General features: G+C 55.5%; 14 protein-coding genes. 12 read left to right on the top strand and 2 right to left on the bottom strand.

The annotated features are described in order from the left end of the window. The 4 genes from ABY734_RS07110 to ABY734_RS07095 all read left to right on the top strand — a co-directional run bounded on the left by ABY734_RS07110 (position 1) and on the right by ABY734_RS07095 (position 4,458). On the top strand, positions 1 to 366 hold the full coding sequence (locus ABY734_RS07110; protein ID WP_372778273.1) for a hypothetical protein: 366 nt from the start codon (positions 1 to 3) through the stop codon (positions 364 to 366). Positions 367 to 417: 51 nt separating this feature from the next. Next, positions 418 to 2,022 (top strand): ABC-F family ATPase, encoded by a 1,605-nt coding sequence (locus ABY734_RS07105; protein ID WP_372778272.1) that lies wholly within the window; start codon positions 418 to 420, stop codon positions 2,020 to 2,022. A 105-nt stretch (positions 2,023 to 2,127) separates the two neighbouring features. Next, positions 2,128 to 3,789, top strand: a complete 1,662-nt coding sequence (ettA, locus tag ABY734_RS07100) for an energy-dependent translational throttle protein EttA (protein ID WP_372778271.1) — start codon at positions 2,128 to 2,130, stop codon at positions 3,787 to 3,789. 147 nt (positions 3,790 to 3,936) lie between these two features. Continuing rightward, complete coding sequence (locus ABY734_RS07095; RefSeq protein WP_372778270.1) at positions 3,937 to 4,458, top strand: lipocalin family protein; 522 nt, start codon at positions 3,937 to 3,939, stop codon at positions 4,456 to 4,458. On the opposite strand, the gene ABY734_RS07090 is transcribed toward ABY734_RS07095, so the two are convergent. Beyond that, positions 4,455 to 6,245: a cation:proton antiporter gene (locus ABY734_RS07090; protein ID WP_372778269.1), complete on the bottom strand. Its 1,791-nt coding sequence runs from the start codon at positions 6,243 to 6,245 to the stop codon at positions 4,455 to 4,457. The genes ABY734_RS07095 and ABY734_RS07090 overlap by 4 nt on opposite strands. Before the next feature lie 124 nt (positions 6,246 to 6,369). Between ABY734_RS07090 and ABY734_RS07085 the strand changes: the two genes are divergently transcribed. The 8 genes from ABY734_RS07085 (at position 6,370) to ABY734_RS07050 (ending at position 16,014) form a co-directional block, all read left to right on the top strand. After that, the gene (locus ABY734_RS07085; RefSeq protein ID WP_372778268.1) at positions 6,370 to 6,885 is read left to right on the top strand and encodes a glycoside hydrolase family 108 protein; all 516 of its coding nucleotides are present in this window, start codon (positions 6,370 to 6,372) and stop codon (positions 6,883 to 6,885) included. 192 nt (positions 6,886 to 7,077) lie between these two features. Then, on the top strand, positions 7,078 to 8,619 hold the full coding sequence (locus tag ABY734_RS07080) for a sulfatase (RefSeq protein WP_372778267.1): 1,542 nt from the start codon (positions 7,078 to 7,080) through the stop codon (positions 8,617 to 8,619). 32 nt (positions 8,620 to 8,651) lie between these two features. Next, on the top strand, positions 8,652 to 11,015 hold the full coding sequence (locus tag ABY734_RS07075) for a TonB-dependent receptor (RefSeq protein WP_372778266.1): 2,364 nt from the start codon (positions 8,652 to 8,654) through the stop codon (positions 11,013 to 11,015). 32 nt (positions 11,016 to 11,047) lie between these two features. Continuing rightward, a complete protein-coding gene (locus ABY734_RS07070; RefSeq protein WP_372778265.1) occupies positions 11,048 to 11,917 on the top strand; it encodes a ThuA domain-containing protein in 870 nt (289 codons plus the stop codon). Beyond that, positions 11,914 to 12,504, top strand: coding sequence for a gluconate 2-dehydrogenase subunit 3 family protein (locus ABY734_RS07065; RefSeq protein WP_372778264.1), 591 nt, complete (start codon positions 11,914 to 11,916; stop codon positions 12,502 to 12,504). The genes ABY734_RS07070 and ABY734_RS07065 overlap by 4 nt, the downstream gene beginning before the upstream one ends. 13 nt (positions 12,505 to 12,517) lie before the next feature. Then, the gene (locus ABY734_RS07060) at positions 12,518 to 14,221 is read left to right on the top strand and encodes a GMC oxidoreductase (RefSeq protein WP_372778263.1); all 1,704 of its coding nucleotides are present in this window, start codon (positions 12,518 to 12,520) and stop codon (positions 14,219 to 14,221) included. A gap of 14 nt (positions 14,222 to 14,235) precedes the next feature. Then, entirely contained in the window at positions 14,236 to 14,517 is a 282-nt protein-coding gene (locus ABY734_RS07055) for a hypothetical protein (RefSeq protein ID WP_372778262.1), read from the top strand. Between the two features lie 33 nt (positions 14,518 to 14,550). Next, positions 14,551 to 16,014 carry a sulfatase-like hydrolase/transferase gene (locus tag ABY734_RS07050; protein ID WP_372778261.1) on the top strand — a complete coding sequence of 488 codons (1,464 nt, stop codon included), beginning with the start codon at positions 14,551 to 14,553 and terminating at the stop codon, positions 16,012 to 16,014. A 38-nt stretch (positions 16,015 to 16,052) separates the two neighbouring features. Here the strand turns inward: ABY734_RS07050 and ABY734_RS07045 are convergent, their stop codons facing one another. Further along, a complete protein-coding gene (locus tag ABY734_RS07045; RefSeq protein ID WP_372778260.1) occupies positions 16,053 to 17,201 on the bottom strand; it encodes an acyl-CoA dehydrogenase family protein in 1,149 nt (382 codons plus the stop codon). Positions 17,202 to 17,275 lie beyond the last annotated feature (74 nt).

Here is a 17,275-nt window from a genome sequence, read left to right as displayed (position 1 = left end):
ATGGCCAATGCAGTCACAGACCTCGCCGACCTCGTAGGTAAATCCTGCGTACTCGGCCTGAGTTACTACAACCCGGCCGGCGAGGTGCTGAACCAACGCATGCTCGCCGCCCGGGTGCACAGCGCCAGCGACGAAGGCATTGTGTTGCGGCCGCTTCAGGACGAGCGCGACTTTACCCTGCCACCGGAACTCAGCTGCTGGTTTATCGCCCCGCAAGGCAGCTTTACCGACAGCGAAGACCAGACCATCGACAACCCGGACTTTCTCGTGACCTGGGATGTACACCGTAAGAAGGAAGACGGTGACGAAGGCGAACACGAGTGGTGGGAGTGGGTGCCCTGCACCGTTCCGCCCACCGTCGGATAGCATCACATTCTCTAACCACACACTGCGTTTTACACGCAAAGGATTCCTCTTTTGATCACCACCGCCAACGTCACCATGCAATTTGGTGCCAAGCCCCTGTTTGAAAATATTTCGGTAAAGTTTGGCGGCGGCAACCGCTACGGCCTGATTGGCGCCAACGGCTGCGGCAAGTCCACCTTTATGAAAATTCTGGATGGCAGTCTCAAGCCAACCTCCGGCAATGTCTCCATCGATATCAACGAACGTGTGGGCAAGCTGTCTCAGGATCAGTTCGCTTTCGAAAAGTTCTCAGTGATCGACACTGTCATCATGGGCCACACCGATCTGTGGGATATCAAGCAGGAGCGGGACCGCATCTACGCCCAGACGGATATGTCAGAAGAAGACGGCATGAAAGTCGCTGAGCTGGAAACCCGTTTTATGGAGCTGGACGGTTACAGCGCCGAAAGCAGCGCCGGCGAAATTCTGCTGGGCGCCGGTATCGATCAGGAATACCACTACGGCCCCATGAGTGAAGTCGCCCCCGGTCTGAAGCTGAGGGTATTGCTGGCCCAGGCCCTGTTCTCCGACCCCGACATTCTGCTGCTGGACGAGCCCACCAACAACCTCGACATCAACACCATTCGCTGGCTGGAAGATGTACTCAACCAACGTAAAAGCACCATGGTCATCATTTCGCACGACCGCCACTTTCTAAACGCGGTATGCACCCATATGGCTGATATCGACTACGGCGAACTGCGGGTTTACCCCGGCAATTACGATGACTTTATGACGGCCGCCACCGCAGCCCGCGAGCGCCTGCAATCACAGAACGCTAAAAAGTCTGCCCAGATCGCCGACCTGCAGCAGTTCGTCAGCCGCTTCTCGGCCAACGCCTCCAAAGCAAAACAGGCCACCTCGCGCGCCAAGCAGATCGAGAAAATCCAGCTCGACGAGATCAAGGCTTCCAGTCGTGTGTCACCCTATATCCGCTTCAAGCAGGATAAAAAGCTGCATCGTCAGGCACTGACTCTGGAAAACGTCGGTCACGGTTTTGACGAGCCGCTGTTTGCCAAAGGCAATATGATTCTCGAGGCCGGCAGCCGCCTGGCCATCATCGGTGAAAACGGTGCCGGCAAGACCACGCTGCTGCGCTGTTTGATGGATGAGCTGAGCATCAATGAAGGTGTTGTGAAATGGGCGGAAAACGCCACGCTGGGTTACTGCCCGCAGGACAGCAGCGCTGATTTCGACAACGACCTGAACCTATTCGACTGGATGAGTCAGTGGCGCAAACCCAGCCACGACGATCAGATTGTGCGCGCCACGCTTGGCCGTTTGCTGTTCAGTTCAGACGACTTTAACAAGCAGGCCAAGGTCTGTTCCGGTGGCGAGAAAAACCGTTTACTGTTCGGCAAGCTGATGATGATGGACACCAACGTGCTGATCATGGACGAGCCCACCAACCACCTGGACATGGAAGCCATCGAAGCCCTGAACCTGGCACTGGAGCACTACGACGGCACCTTGATCTTCGTCAGCCACGACCGCGAATTTGTCGCCTCGCTGGCCACCCGGGTGATCGAAATCAAGGATCAGAAGCTGATCGACTTTCAGGGCACCTATGATGAATATCTGGCCCAGCAAGAGGTTAATAACCGCAAGACTGCCTGAGCCACATGGGTGCAAGGGTAGCGCGTTGATTCCTGGCGATCATTCGGCTACCTTGCTCCCCATTCCGACGTTCTGATTCCAACACTCTCAACCGAGATTACAAACATGGCCCAATACGTATATACGATGAACCGGGTCGGCAAGGTTGTGCCGCCCAAACGCGAAATTCTCAAGGATATCTCCCTGTCCTTCTTCCCCGGCGCCAAGATCGGCGTACTCGGCCTGAACGGTGCAGGTAAATCCACCCTGCTGCGCATCATGGCCGGGGTCGATACCGAATTTAACGGCGAGGCCCGCCCGCAGCCCGGCATCAAGGTGGGCTATCTGCAGCAGGAGCCTGAGCTCGACCCGACCAAAACCGTACGTGAATGCGTCGAGGAAGGCGTGGGCGAAGTGAAAGAAGCCCAGGCGGAACTGGAAAAAGTCTACGCCGCCTACGCCGAGCCGGACGCCGATTTCGACGCGCTGGCGAAAAAGCAGCAACAACTTGAAAACATCATTCAGGCCGCCGACGCTCACAACCTCGACCATCAACTGGAAGTTGCCGCGGACGCCCTGCGCCTGCCGCCCTGGGACGCAAAAATTGAGAACCTCTCCGGGGGTGAAAAGCGCCGAGTCGCCCTCTGTCGCCTGCTGCTTTCGGGCCCGGACATGCTGCTGCTCGACGAGCCTACCAACCACCTTGACGCCGAATCCGTCGCCTGGCTGGAACGCTTTTTGTGTGACTTCAACGGCACCGTGGTTGCCATCACTCACGATCGCTACTTCCTCGACAACGCCGCCGGCTGGATTCTGGAACTGGATCGCGGCCACGGCATTCCCTACGAAGGCAATTACTCCGACTGGCTGGAAGCCAAGGAAAAACGTCTGGAAATGGAAGCCAAAGGCGAAGCCTCGCGCAAGAAAACCATCGAGTCCGAACTGGAGTGGGTGCGCAGTAATCCCAAAGGCCGCCGCGCCAAGAGCAAGGCCCGCCTGCAGCGTTTCGAAGAACTGCAAAGCCAGGAATTCCAGACCCGCAACGAAACCAACGAGATCTACATTCCACCGGGCCCGCGCCTGGGGGACAAAGTGATTGAGGTTGACGGCGTCAGCAAATCCTATGGCGATCAATGCCTGTTCGACAATCTGAGCTTCTCGGTGCCCAAGGGCGCCATCGTCGGCGTAATCGGCGGTAACGGCGCGGGCAAGTCGACCCTGTTCCGCATGCTTAACGGCAAGGAAACGCCGGACAGCGGCACCATCGAGCTCGGTGAAACCGTCAAGCTGGTATCGGTTGATCAGATGCGCGACAACCTGGACGACAGCAAAACCGTCTGGGAAGCGGTCAGCGATGGTCACGACATTCTCAACATCAACGGCTACGAAGTACCCTCGCGCGCTTATATCGGCCGCTTTAACTTCAAAGGCTCAGACCAGCAAAAACGCGTCGGCGAACTCTCCGGCGGTGAGCGCGGTCGCTTGCAGCTGGCCTGCACCCTGCGTCAGGGCGGCAACGTTCTGCTGCTCGATGAACCCTCAAACGATCTGGACGTGGAAACCCTGCGTGCTCTGGAAGAGGCCCTGCTTACCTTCCCCGGCTGCGCCATGGTGATCTCGCACGACCGCTGGTTCCTCGACCGTATCGCGACCCACATTCTGGCCTACGAAGGCAACTCGGAAGTGGTATTCTTTGAAGGGAACTACACCGAGTACCACGCGGACCTGATCGAGCGCAAAGGTGAGAAAGCTCAACCGGAACGGGTCAAGTACAAGAAGCTCAAGTAGAGCGTTCGGTATTTTATTCGAACTGCCCGGCCCCTCACCCCAGCTCTCCCCCTGGGAGAGGGACAGGGTGAGGGGCAGTACGTCAATAGAAGCCGGTTCCGCCAAATATACTGCTACACTGAATAAAAAAATACAGGCAGCCGACACATGAAACTCATCCTGACAATTTTCTCCACCCTTTTCCTCAGCGCCTGCATGGGCATGCCGGAAAAAGTTCAGCCAGTCGACAATTTCGAACTGCAGCGTTTCCTCGGCACTTGGTACGAAATTGCCCGTCTTGATCATTCATTTGAACGTGGCCTGAGCCAGGTCACGGCTCAGTACACACTGAAAGACAACGGCATGGTTGAGGTGAAAAACCAGGGCTTCGATACCGACAAGAAAAAATGGAAGGACGCCATCGGCAAAGCAAAACTGGCGGGAGATACCGACGAGGGTTACCTGAAAGTCTCTTTCTTCGGCCCCTTTTACAGCTCCTATGTCATCTTTGAGCTTGGCAGTAACTACGACTACGCCTTTGTCAGCGGATTCAACACCGACTACCTGTGGCTACTGGCACGAAAGCCTGAGATTAGCGAGGAGCTAAAACAACGCTTTATCGCGGAAGCTCAAAAGCGCGGTTTTGACACACAGCAACTGATTTTTGTAGAACATAACACTACTGATTAGTCAGTCGCAGGCGGCACAAAGCTCACCAGTATATCCCCCACTTTCAAGGAGGGGGATTCCTTCGACACCCAATCCAGCCGCCCCTCTTTACCAATCACCGCTACCATGATGGCGTCATCCGGCAACTGCATAATAATGTCGTCACCGCTGTATTCCTCTGTGACTCGAGTTTTCTGGAAACGCCAGTCTCTAATCAGGTTGTTCCACAGGGTGCCAAAGGTCACTTTACGGGAAAACACACTGATGCCACGTCGTACGTGCGACACCTTGCGACGATCACTGTCATCGCTATTTTCCGAGTCCGTCAATTGATAGACCTGAGTACGTCCTATCTCCGAGGCGAAGTGATTACACACCATCGAGTTATAGGCAACATTGCCAGTTGCAGCCAGCACCACTTTCACCCCATCCAGCTCCAGCGCTTCTTCTGCGCGCTCGGATAGAATTTCTCCATACCAGGTCGGTACACCGTGCTGCCGTGCCGGACGCAGCCGTGCCCAGTCGGTGTCTGCCAGCATTACGTCGACTTTCAGCTCTTTCAAGACCTTGGACAACTCTACCGACCAGGGCGAGGCACCCACTAGCAGCACCCGGCCGGAGCCTTCCGCACGCAAACCCAGGCGCCGCGCCAGCGGGCCGAGACTGAAGCCATGCAGAATAACGGTGGCAAAGATCACTAGAAACACCGCAGGTACCAACAACTCAGCACCCGCGTAACCGGCCTCCATCATCGCCGGCGCGAAGGCACCAGCGGAGGCTGCAGCCACCACCCCCCGTGGGGCAATCCAGCCCACTAGAAAGCGCTCCTGCCAGGGCATCTTAATACCCATGGTGGATATCCAAACGGTCAATGGACGCACCACGAAGAGAAACACCATGAGCATGGCCATCAACTGCCAGTTCAACTCGCTCAGCAGGCGCGGCTCCAGCGATGCGGTGAGAATTACAAATAGAAAGGAAACCAGAATAATGGTGATGTATTCCTTGAAGCGGCGCATTTCATCAATACTGCGCAGCCCCATATTGCCCATCATCACCCCCATCACGGTAACTGCCAACAGCCCGGATTCGTGCAGCACCAGATGCGACAGGGCATACACCCCCAGTGCTATCGCGATAATCATCGGCGCTTTCAGATATTCAGGCACCCAGCCTCGACGAAAGCCCTGGCCCAGCAAATAGCCACCGCCACCACCGATGAGTGCAGCAATGACCACGGCCTCCGCCAGGCTGTAGAGGGCGTGCCCCAGATCACCTGCCTCGCCGGAGTAGAGAAAGTACTGGTAGACGATTACCGCCAGCATCACACCCAGCGGGTCGTTGATGATGCCCTCCCACTTTAAATAGGACGCGGTACGACGATTGAGGTTGGCGTGTTTGAGAAGCGGCATGATAACGGTCGGCCCTGTGACCACAAGTATCGCCCCCAATAGCAGAGCCACCGGCCACCCCAGCCCCCCCACAAAATGCGCCGCTAGCGTACCCAGCACCCAGGCCACCACAACCCCGACCGAGATAAGTCGGCGCACCACGCGCCCGGCCTCACGCAGTTCGTGAAGCTGCAGGTTTAGGCCCCCTTCAAACAGAATCACCGCCACAAACAGCTGGATAACGGCATTAAGGCTTGGTCCAAAGTCCACAGCGGGCTGCACCCAACCGGATACAGGCCCCAGAATCAGGCCCGCCGTGGCCAGCAGAACAATGGCCGGTATTTTCAGGCGCCATGCCAACCACTGACACAGAATGCCACTGACAAGAATTACCACCAACGCAAGCGACAGCTCCATGCAACCTCCCCTTTTTGACTGCCCTCAGCTTAGTGGTACGTAACACTTAGCGCCATGGGATTTTTTGACCTCAAGTAAAAAGCGGGTGTATCGTTTTGAAAACAGCAATAAAACGAGATCCACAATGGCCCTGTTCGAACCCGCCTACGAGGAAATGATTCGCAATGAGGGTGGCTATGCGCTCCACGCCGTTGAAGGAGATCGCGGCGGCACCACCTACGCTGGCGTCGCCCGACGCTACCATCCGCACTGGTCAGGCTGGCAGTATATCGACGCGGACGACCTCCATAACCCAGCCCTCGTAGATTGTGTAAAAGCTTTTTACCGGGATGAGTTCTGGAGCCGCCTGCGCGGCGACGACATCGAGGATCAACGCGTTGCCGAGACCCTGTTCGACTTCGCTGTGAACGCAGGCACGGGCACCGCAATCAAACTCGCCCAGTCCATTCTCGACACCAGCGCCGACGGCATACTGGGCCCGGTTACCCTAGGCAAGCTGAACAGCTTCCCCGCGCAGGACTTTCTTTACCGCTACGCCATGGCCAAGGTTGCACGCTATGCAGAGATAGTGAATCGCGATAGTAGCCAGTCCAAGTTTTTGCTGGGCTGGATCAACCGGACCTTGAAAGGCGTGGCGTAGTATCGCTGCGTTTCCGCACGCTGAGCACCGCCCACTAAAACTGTCGCCGCGCCCTCATTTCCACCTGATTAACGATTATTAAGCGGAATGTTTTATTGACTCCGGCTAGAATTGCAATTATAAAAGTAAACGTTTACATTTTATAACCCTAAAAACAACGTAAACCAGCGTCTGCACCAGAGAGGCCCGACAATGAGCAAACCCGACATCAGGGGCAGCCACGGCACACCGCCCATCAGAGACCGCAACTCAGGCAGAAACTGGGCGCATGCAATAATTTTCTTTAGTTTCCTTGGGCTTAGCTTCGCCTTGAAAGCCGCCACCCCGCCGAACGTCGTCTTTATCCTGACCGACGATCAGCGATCCGATGCCGTGGGCTATCACCCCAAACCGCTACTTGGCATAAAAACCCCGAACATCGACAAACTGGCACAGGAAGGCGCCCGGTTTAGCAACATGTTCGTGACTTCGTCACTGTGTTCACCCAGCCGCGCCTCCTTCCTCTCTGGCACCTACGCCCATACCCATGGCGTACGCGACAACTTCACTGACTACCCCCGCCAGCTGCAGAGCTTTCCCATGCTGCTGCGACAGGCCGACTACGAGACAGCGTATATCGGCAAATGGCATATGGGAGAAGACGACGACTCGAAACGCCCCGGCTTTGACTACTGGGTGACCCATAAAGGACAGGGTAAATACTACGACACCACCTTGAATCTCAACGGCAAGCGCGAAGTTGTTAAGGGCTACTACACAGAACGTGTAACCGATATTGCCCTGGACTGGCTGCAACAGCGCAAGCCCGGGCGCCCCTTTGCACTGGTGGTTGGCCACAAGGCACCGCACGGACCGTTTATTCCCGAACCAAAGTACGAAAACACCTATCAGCACGTACGAGTGCCCTATCCAGTCAGCGGCTTCAACCTGAAAAGCAAGCCTCAGTGGGTCACGGAACGGCTGGACACCTGGCATGGAATCTATGGCCCGCTCTACGGCTTTCGTGAGGATTTCCCGGATCGCAGCGCCGAAGCCATGCTCGATTTCGAACGCTTCGTACGTGCCTATACCGCCACCATAAATTCTGTAGACGATTCGGTAGGGCGGATATACCAGCACCTCGCCAAAACCGGTGAACTGGACAACACCCTCTTCGTATTCAGCAGCGACAACGGCTTCCTGATGGGAGAACACGGCATGATCGACAAACGGACCATGCATGAAGAAAGCATCCGAGTGCCGATGGTGGTGCGTTATCCGCGCGCAATACCGGCAGGCACTGTGGTTGAAGAGCAAGTTTTGAATATTGATCTGGCGCCCAGTGTAATGGAGTTTACTCTCGGCACCGAGATGCCCAGCGCCCAGGGCCTTTCGTGGGCGAAACTGGCAATGGGAAAAGCCACCAAGTGGCGCGAAAGCTGGCTGTACGAATACAACTATGAATCCCAGTTTCCCTACACCCCCAATGTTCGCGGGGTTCGGACCGATCGCTGGAAGTATACCCAATACCCCCATGGCGACGGCGGTCCGCTGCGCCATATGGAAGAGCTCTACGACCTTAAAAACGATCCACAAGAGCTGAACAATCTTGCCAACAACCCGGCTTTCAGACAGCGGCTGAAATCAATGCGCAGAATGCTGGCCGAGCAATTGGCAGCAAGCGGCGCACTGCCGGACAAAATGCCCATCGATGAGGGCATTAAGGAAGCACTCCCGGAAGAATCCATTCGCTAGAAACCTAAACATCATCACAGGAGATAGTTGGGATGAATAAGAATAAGACAAGCAATGCCCTGATGCTTCTGCTGGCGCTGTCGCCGGCAGGAACGCAGGCAAACGAAGCAAAACTCGAAGAGGTTATTGTCACCGCCCAGAAGCGGGCACAAAACCTGCAGGATGTTCCCATGGCTGTCACAGCGCTTGGCCGTGAGTTTCTGCAAGACAATGAAATTAACAGCGTCGAGGACCTGACCCGGATAGTACCCTCGATGCGCTTTACACCTGCCGATGATCCTTCCAATTCTTCGATTCGGATTCGGGGGGTAGGAACCGACGTGTTCAGCATTGCGGTCGAGCCCAACGTATCAGTAGTCGTGGATGACGTCCCCGTGGCCCGAACTGAAATGGCCAGCTTTGAATTCGCCGACCTGGAGCGTATTGAAGTCCTTCGCGGCCCACAGGGTACCCTCTTTGGTAAAAACTCAACCGCAGGCCTTATTCACGTAATCTCCCGCGACCCAGCGCCGGAATTTGAAGCATTTGCCAGGCTAAGCGCCGAAGATCGCGATAACTTTCCGGGACACCTGCTGAAAACCCAGGCAGGCGTCAGCGGTCCCCTTACCGATAATCTCGGCCTTCGCGTCACCGGGTTCTACAAACAGATTGACGGGCACTTAGTAGACATCCGTCAGGATGAAAACCTCCCCAATAGCGAAGTATTTGGCGGTCGAGCCAAACTGCTGTGGGACTCCGGCAACGATATCGTCGTGCGATTCAATGTAGAGCAACAGCGCAATGACGGTGATTCAACACCCTTGGTTTTCCGCAGCGCCTCACCTCAGAAAGCCCAGCGCAACGACGACATCCCCTACGGAGAGAAAAATCGCACCACCAAAACACTCGGCAACAACCTCGCCGATAGCGTCAATGAAGCGGTGACTCTGAAAGTCGACTGGGATCTCGGCAATCACACCTTAACTTCAGTAAGCGGCTGGCGCGGTTTCGAGATCAAACGCAACATCGACCTGCTCGCTCTGGACGGCGAAAACATCAATGTGACCTATAACGGTGGCGAGCGACTGATTGAGACGATTACCCAGGAACTTCGGCTGACCGCAACCAATAGCGATGTACTGGAATACACGGTCGGCGCCCTCTGGTTTGACAACCGCACCTATAATCTTTTTGAGCGCGAAGTCGAAGATATACCGGCGGAGGCTGTAATAAATACAGCCAGCCCTCAGGATATCCCGCCGCAGTTGCAGCTTCTCGGGCTGGTTCCCGGCGCTTCGCTGAGCCAATACAGTCTCACCGCCGGCACGGCGGAAACGCAAAATCTCGGCATATTCGCTCAGGGCACCTGGCATATATCAGACCGCTGGCATTTGACCGCCGGCGCCCGCTACATCATTGAAAAACTCACCGCCGATGTGCGGCGCATTCAATACACACAGCTCGACGCCAGCGGCGCTCGAATCGCGGATAGTCGCATCAACATCCCCGAGGTGGAAATCGATGATCGGGCAACAACAGGCACGGTGTCGCTGCAGTACGACTGGAGTGAATCCAGCACGCTTTACTCAACAATTTCAACGGGCTACCGCGGCGGTGCTTTTGACTTCGCCAACAGCGATCTGGAAACAGCATTTCGCAACCCGGTAGACCCCGAAACTGCCCTGTCCTTTGAACTCGGCAGCAAGTCCCGGCTGTGGGATGACCGAGTGGAACTTAATATCGCCCTGTTCAGCACCACCTTCAAAGACTTCCAGGCACAAGTGGTCGACGTAGCCGAAGAAAGTACAACCAATCTGGTTCCCAGCGCCCAGTTCCGCCTTGACAACGCGGGAGAGCTGGAAACTCAGGGCGTAGAAATCGAATTCAAGGCGAAGCCCCTATCCTCGTTGTTTATAACCGGCTCACTGCTCTACAACAAAGCCGTGTTTAATGAGTTCATCTCACAGTGTTTTACCGGGCAAAGGCCAGGCGAAAACGGCGGCGAAGACGTTAATGGCGATGGCACCTGCGACCGCCAGGATCTGGCTGGGGAAACCCTGGCCAACGCACCCGAGTGGAGTGCTTCCGCCACCGCACGCTACGAACACCCTCTCAATGCGGACGGCAGTATCGCCTATGCACAAATCGCCTCTCGCTGGCAGGACGATGTGCAGTATTCCAACGAACAACACCCGCTGACGATTCAAGAAGCCTACGCCATTACCGATCTGAGATTCGGCTGGCGCAGCACCAGTGGCCAACTCGAGCTAGCCGCTTACGTGAACAACGTGTTTGCCCAGCACCACATCGTCAATTTCTTCCCCTTGAGCACTGACAACAGCCGAGAAGATATTACGCATATGATTCCTCCCGGCGCGGACCGCATCTTTGGGTTATCGGCAGGCTATCAGTGGTAAGTAGCCAAAATCATTCTAGGGGTTGCTATCGAATGAAAAAGGTCATCTTGGCAACGGCCGCAGTCCTCAGCACTGCACTCATTATCGCGGTCGTTGCCCTTTTTATTTTCTTTTATGTGGATCAGCCGCAGTTTTTCACCGCCCCGGATTTCGATCAACAGGCCCCCGCTATTGCATTGAACCCAGACAAACCCGCACTTCTCGTATTCAGTAAAACCAACGGTTTCAGGCACAAGGACGGTATAGCGGCAGCTCAGGCCGCCTTGCGAGATATGGCAAAGCGAAACGATTGGCAAGTTTTCGTGACCGAAAACGGTGCTGTTCACAACCGCCGGGATCTGGCTCGTTTCCGCGTAGTTATCTGGGCCAACGCCAGCGGTCCGCTTCTGCTGCCCGAACAGCGTGAAGCACTTCGTGAGTACATTGAAGCCGGCGGCGGGTTTATCGGCATCCATGCAGCAGGCGATGGTTCTCACGCCGACTGGAGCTGGTATCAGGATAACATCCTCGGCACGGCATTTACCGGCCACACCCTGATACCCCACAAGCAAGAAGCGACCATAGCCCTGCAAGTGGGCCACCCCGTAATTAGAGGGCTACCACCGCGCTGGCAGCACTACGACGAGTGGTATGCCTTTGACCGCACGCCCGCAGCCGCTGGTGCGATCGTGCTCGCCACGGTGGATGAAAGCACCTACAAACCCGGAAAATTTTCGATGACACCCGATCACCCCATCATCTGGGCTAAGGACCTTGGCAACGGCCGTGCGTTATATTCCGCTTTGGGCCATAGCGCCCGCAGCTTTGAAACACCGGAGTACCGACAGTTATTGGCCCAGGCTATTCGATGGACAGGCAGACTGCTCCTCTCGAAGCCAACCGAATTGAGAGATAACAAATGAAGAGACGGGAACTTATACAGCATCTCGCACTGATAACCGGCGCCGCGCTGTCGCCCTCAGTTGTTCAGGCGATGATTAATGGCATCGACGGACGGATTAACATTCAAAACCCCACATTGAATGAAACGCAACGCGCTACTTGCTCGGTGCTGGCTGAAATGATTATTCCGCGCACAGATACTCCCGGTGCAATCGACGCCGGCGTGCCTCACTTTATCGAGTTGATGGTGTCGGACTGGTACACGAATACCGAACGAACAATTTTCCTCGAAGGCCTGGCTACGCTGAACAGTTACTGCCTAAAGGAGCATGGATCACCGTTTCTGACATGCTCACAGGAGGATCAGATTGCAGCGCTAACCCACATGGAAGTGCTGGCCTCGGGCTATAAAAGCAAGCTATCTGCTATGCCTTTTGCCAAAGAGGTTGATGAACACGTGCCGTTCTTCGGCAAACTGAAAGAACTCACCGTTATCGGCTACTACACCTCGGAAGTCGGCGCAAAACAGGAACTGATCTATCAACCCATGCCCATGGAATATCGCGACATCGAATTCCGTGAAGTCGGGCGCCAGTGGTCGAGCTGAGGGGACAATAATTATGTCAGCAACACAAACACAAGATTTTGATGCCATTGTTGTCGGCTCAGGTATTTCCGGTGGCTGGGCAGCCAAAGAACTTACCGAAAAAGGACTGAAGGTACTCGTGCTGGAACGCGGCGCCCCTATTCGCCACGGCCTGGATTACAAGGGCGAGCACATGCCGCCCTGGAAAATACCTTACGCCGGCAAGCCACTGCGCGAACTGTACAAAGAAGAGTACCCCATTCAGAGCAAGGTTTACGCCTTCAACGAAACCACTCGACATTTTTTCAACAATGACAAAAACAATCCTTATGTTTATAACCCAAGTAAACCTTTCAACTGGAAGCGGGCCGATGTGCTGGGCGGGCGCTCACTGTTGTGGGGGCGACAGGTCTACCGCTGGAGCGATCTCGATTTCGAGGCCAACAAACGCGACGGCCACGGCATAGACTGGCCAATACGCTACAAGGATATCGCCCCCTGGTACAGCTACGTCGAAAAGTTTGCCGGTGTTAGCGGCGAAAAACTGAACCTTCCTCACTTGCCCGACGGCGAATTTCAGAAACCCATGAACCTCAATGCTGTGGAACGTACCGCAAAGGAAAGAATAGAAAAGCAGTACCCGGGCCGGGTGATGACCATAGGCCGTGCCGCCGTGCAGACCGAGCCAAAAAACGGGCGCGGAGCCTGCCACTACTGCGGCCCCTGTGAGCGAGGCTGCTCCGCTGGCGCCTATTTCAGCAGCCTCAGTTCTACCCTCCCCGCCGCTGAAAAGACCGGTAACCTGACCATACGCGCCGACAGCGTGGTAGAAAATCTAGAGTACGATAAGGCCTCTGGCAAAGTCAGCGCGGTGAACGTAATCGACGCCAATACGAAGGAGCGAATTCGTTTTACCGGCAAACTGGTATTTCTGTGCGCCTCAACCATCGCCAGCACCCAGATACTGCTCAATTCCACCTCAGAGCACTTCCCCAATGGCTTGGCCAATCGCAGTGGCGTGCTGGGTCGCTACCTGATGGATCACACATCAGAAGTCGGCTCCTTCGGGGTAATACCCGGCTTTATGGACAAATACACTATCGGTAACCGACCGAACGGCATCTATATACCGCGGTTTCGCAATCTACCTGGCCAAGACGAAAGCGTTGACTTTATCCGGGGCTATGGCATTCAGGGCGGATCCATGCGCATGAACTGGGCCCAGATGCACCATCAGATCAGCGGTTTTGGCGCGCGCTTCAAGCAGGCCCTGCGGGCGCCCGGCCCATGGGTATTTTTTATGGCCGGTTTCGGCGAACATCTGCCGGATAAAAACAGCCGGATGATGCTGTCGCACACCAAGCGCGATCGCTTTGGCATTCCCCAAGTCGAGTTCGACAGTGCCTTTGGCGACAACGAAGAGCGTATGCGCAAGGATATTCTGGAGCAGACCGCTGCAATGCTCAAAGCCGCTGGCGCGCGCAATGTAATGTCCTTTGACGGCAACAGTCCGCCCGGGGGTGCCATCCACGAAATGGGCACCGCGCGCATGGGCGAGGATCCGACACAGTCAGTATTGAACCGTTGGAACCAGGCTCACGATATACCGAATTTGTTTGTCACCGATGGTTCTTGCATGACCTCTTCGTCCTGCGTAAATCCGTCGCTGACCTACATGGCGCTGACTGCTCGCGCCGCCGACTACGCAGTCACTCAGCTGCGAGCCGGAAAAATCTGATTCAGAGGAATAAAATGAAAGATATTAAATGGATTAAAGTCGTGTTCTGGCTCAGCGCTATTGCCACGGTGCTGGTAGTGCTGTGGTGGGCAACCGTTTTCTATTTCGTGGGTCAGCAGACCGGTGAGTCAATGAGTAATTTCGCCGTTTGCCTTTTTGCACCAACAGCAGAATGCAACCTACTTAGGGGTATGGCCTGGTTGCAGGGGATTAATCCCTACGAACCGATAGCTTTCCTGTGGACTCTGTCTTTAACAGTGTTTGCCTGGTTCGCTAACCGCTCACTCAAGGCCTAATCGCTTCCACACTTAACTGTCAGGAGAAGCACCGTGCGTCGCGTATTGCTGTACCCTTTTAAACTGATTCTGAACACCGTGCTGCTTTTGCTAGTACTTGCTCTTATCGCCGTGATTTTTGGCAGTCTTAAGGTCACCTTCTACGAGCAAAAAGTCAGTAGTGAACACCTAGCCAATAAACAGCGCTACCTCGACAGCCTTGCTGAAGCCGCGGCCCGTAAGGCGACCCCACGACCCAATATTGTCTTTGTTCTGTACGATGACCTCGGCTACGGCGATCTCGCCTTTACCGGCGCGCAAGCAATCGACACACCCAATATCGATCATCTTGCAAAGACTGGCGTGGTCGTAAATCAGTTCTATTCCCCTGCGCCGGTGTGCACCCCCGCGCGCTTCGGTTATCTTACCGGACGCTTTGCGGAGCGCGGCGCGATGTCCCATGTCGTTTTTCCGGAAGGTCACCCCATGGACCGGCTGCTGCGTTTACGCGACCTCAATGTCGGCATCCCCCCCTCGGAAATTACACTTGCCAATGTGTTGCAGGCCGCAGGCTACCGTACCGGGCTGGTCGGAAAATGGCATCTGGGCGATCAGGACGGATCACGGCCCAACGATATGGGCTTCGAACATTTTTACGGCGCACTCTACAGCAACGACATGACTCCCTTCGCACTCTACAAAAACGAAAAAGTCATTATCCCCGCGCCCGTGGATCAGACCAGACTCAGCGAACACTACGTAAAAGCGTCGGCTGACTTTATCAATGCCCACAAGGATGAACCCTTTTTTCTGTATCTGGCACACAACTTTCCGCATATTCCGCTGTTCGTGCGCGACAGCCGACTGGGCGGCTCCGACGCTGGTTTATACGGTGACGTGATAGAAGAACTCGATGAGGGGATCGGCAGCCTGATTGCATCACTCAAAGCCGCCGGGGTCTATGAAAACACCTTGATTGTTATTACCTCGGACAATGGCCCCTGGTTTCAGGGCAGCCCCGGCGCCGCTCGCGGTCGTAAGGCAGAAACCTTTGAAGGGGGCATGCATGTACCCTTTGTCGCGCACTGGCCCGAAGGCCTGTGCCAGGGCTGTGAGCTCGACGGCATAGCCTCTGGCGTCGACCTGCTGCCAACCATACTCGATATTCTCAAGCTTCCGGCGCCGGCTGACCGGCTTCTCGATGGTCACAGCCTGCTGAACTACCTGAAGGGAAGAGAGGATAGCCCGCACGACTACTTTTATTACCTCAGCGGCAAGCTACTGGCCGTGCGTGACAGTCGATTTAAATACATGCCCAAGCGGCCGGTTATCTACGCTTTAGCGGGGCAACCCATCGCCGCAGGTATGCCCAAGGGGCCGTGGCTGTTTGATCTCAAAAACGATCCGAATGAATCCTACGATGTGAGTGCTCGCTACCCTGAGGAGTTCAAACGCCTGCAACAGGCGTTTAATCGCAAAGCAAAAGCGCTGGAGGAAAATCCTGCCGGGTGGCGATAATGCCCCTGTCCGGCAGGTAGAGGGTGGAAAGCAGAGGCTTACTTCAAAAGCTCTCTGGAAATAACCAGCCGCTGTATTTCGCTAGTACCCTCGTAAATGGAAGTGATGCGCACATCCCGCGCCATTCGCTCCAGCGGGTATTCTCGATTGTATCCATTGCCGCCCAGCAACTGCAGGCCGGTATAACAGGCCTTGTTAGCCGCTTCTGTGGCAAATAATTTCGCCATCGAAGCCTGGGTTGCAAAAGGCTTACCCTCTTCTTTCAAACAGGCTGCCTGCATCAACAGCAAACGGGCCGCTTCCATTTCGGTATAACCGTCAGCCAGCATCCACTGCAGACCCTGAAAGTTCGACAGCGACTGACCGAACTGTTCCCGCTCCTTGATATAATCGCGGCCGTAGTCGAGCGCCGCCAGTCCAATACCCAGCGCCAGGGAACCAATACCGATACGGCCACCGGCCAGCTCACCCAATGCCACCTGCAGGCCACGATTTTCTTCGCCCATCAGCGCGTTAGCCGGAATCCGGCAGTCTTCAAAATATACCGCGTTGGTCGGTGAGGCCTTCTGCCCCATTTTTTCTTCGGCCGGGCCAACGACCAGGCCTGGTGTGCCGTTTTCAACCAAAAAGCAGGATATGCCCTTACCGCGCTTGGCAGCTTTGTCCGTAACCGCCCACACCACAAACACACCGGCGAACTCACCGCTGGTGATATAAGCCTTGGAGCCATTGAGAATATAGCTGTCGCCGTCTTTAATAGCGGTCGTTCGCATACCGGCGGGGTCCGACCCGGCACCCGGCTCGGTCAGGCAGAAGCCCCCCGCCGCGTATTCGCCCGAAGTAATCTTCGGCAGGTACTTCTGACGCTGCTCCTCGGTGCCCATGGCCTGAATCACCTCCGCCACCATATTGGTGACCGAGGTGGTTACGGCGGTCGACGCGCAGGCCTTGGCGATTTCGGTTATTGCCAGGCTGAAAGCCACCACCCCAGCCTCAGTGCCGCCGTATTCAGCCTTAACGTTCAGCCCCATAAAACCCAGTTCCGCCAGTTCTTTGAGGTTGGCCATGAACGTTGCTTTTTCTTGGCCTTTGTCGAATTTTGCCGCCAGCGGTGCCAGTTCGCTCTCGGCAAACTGGGCGGCAGTGTCGCGAATCATGTTTTGCTCTTCGCTCAGTTGAAAATCCATAGCTGTCACACCCTATTTTGTGTAGACCCAATTTCTCTATATAGTGGATTTATTATTCTTCTATGGGGGCTGAC

Origin of the sequence: Litorivivens sp., from assembly GCF_041624475.1 — a bacterium.
Taxonomy (GTDB): Bacteria; Pseudomonadota; Gammaproteobacteria; order Pseudomonadales; family Spongiibacteraceae; genus Litorivivens.
This window is presented reverse-complemented; position numbering and strand designations above follow the sequence as displayed.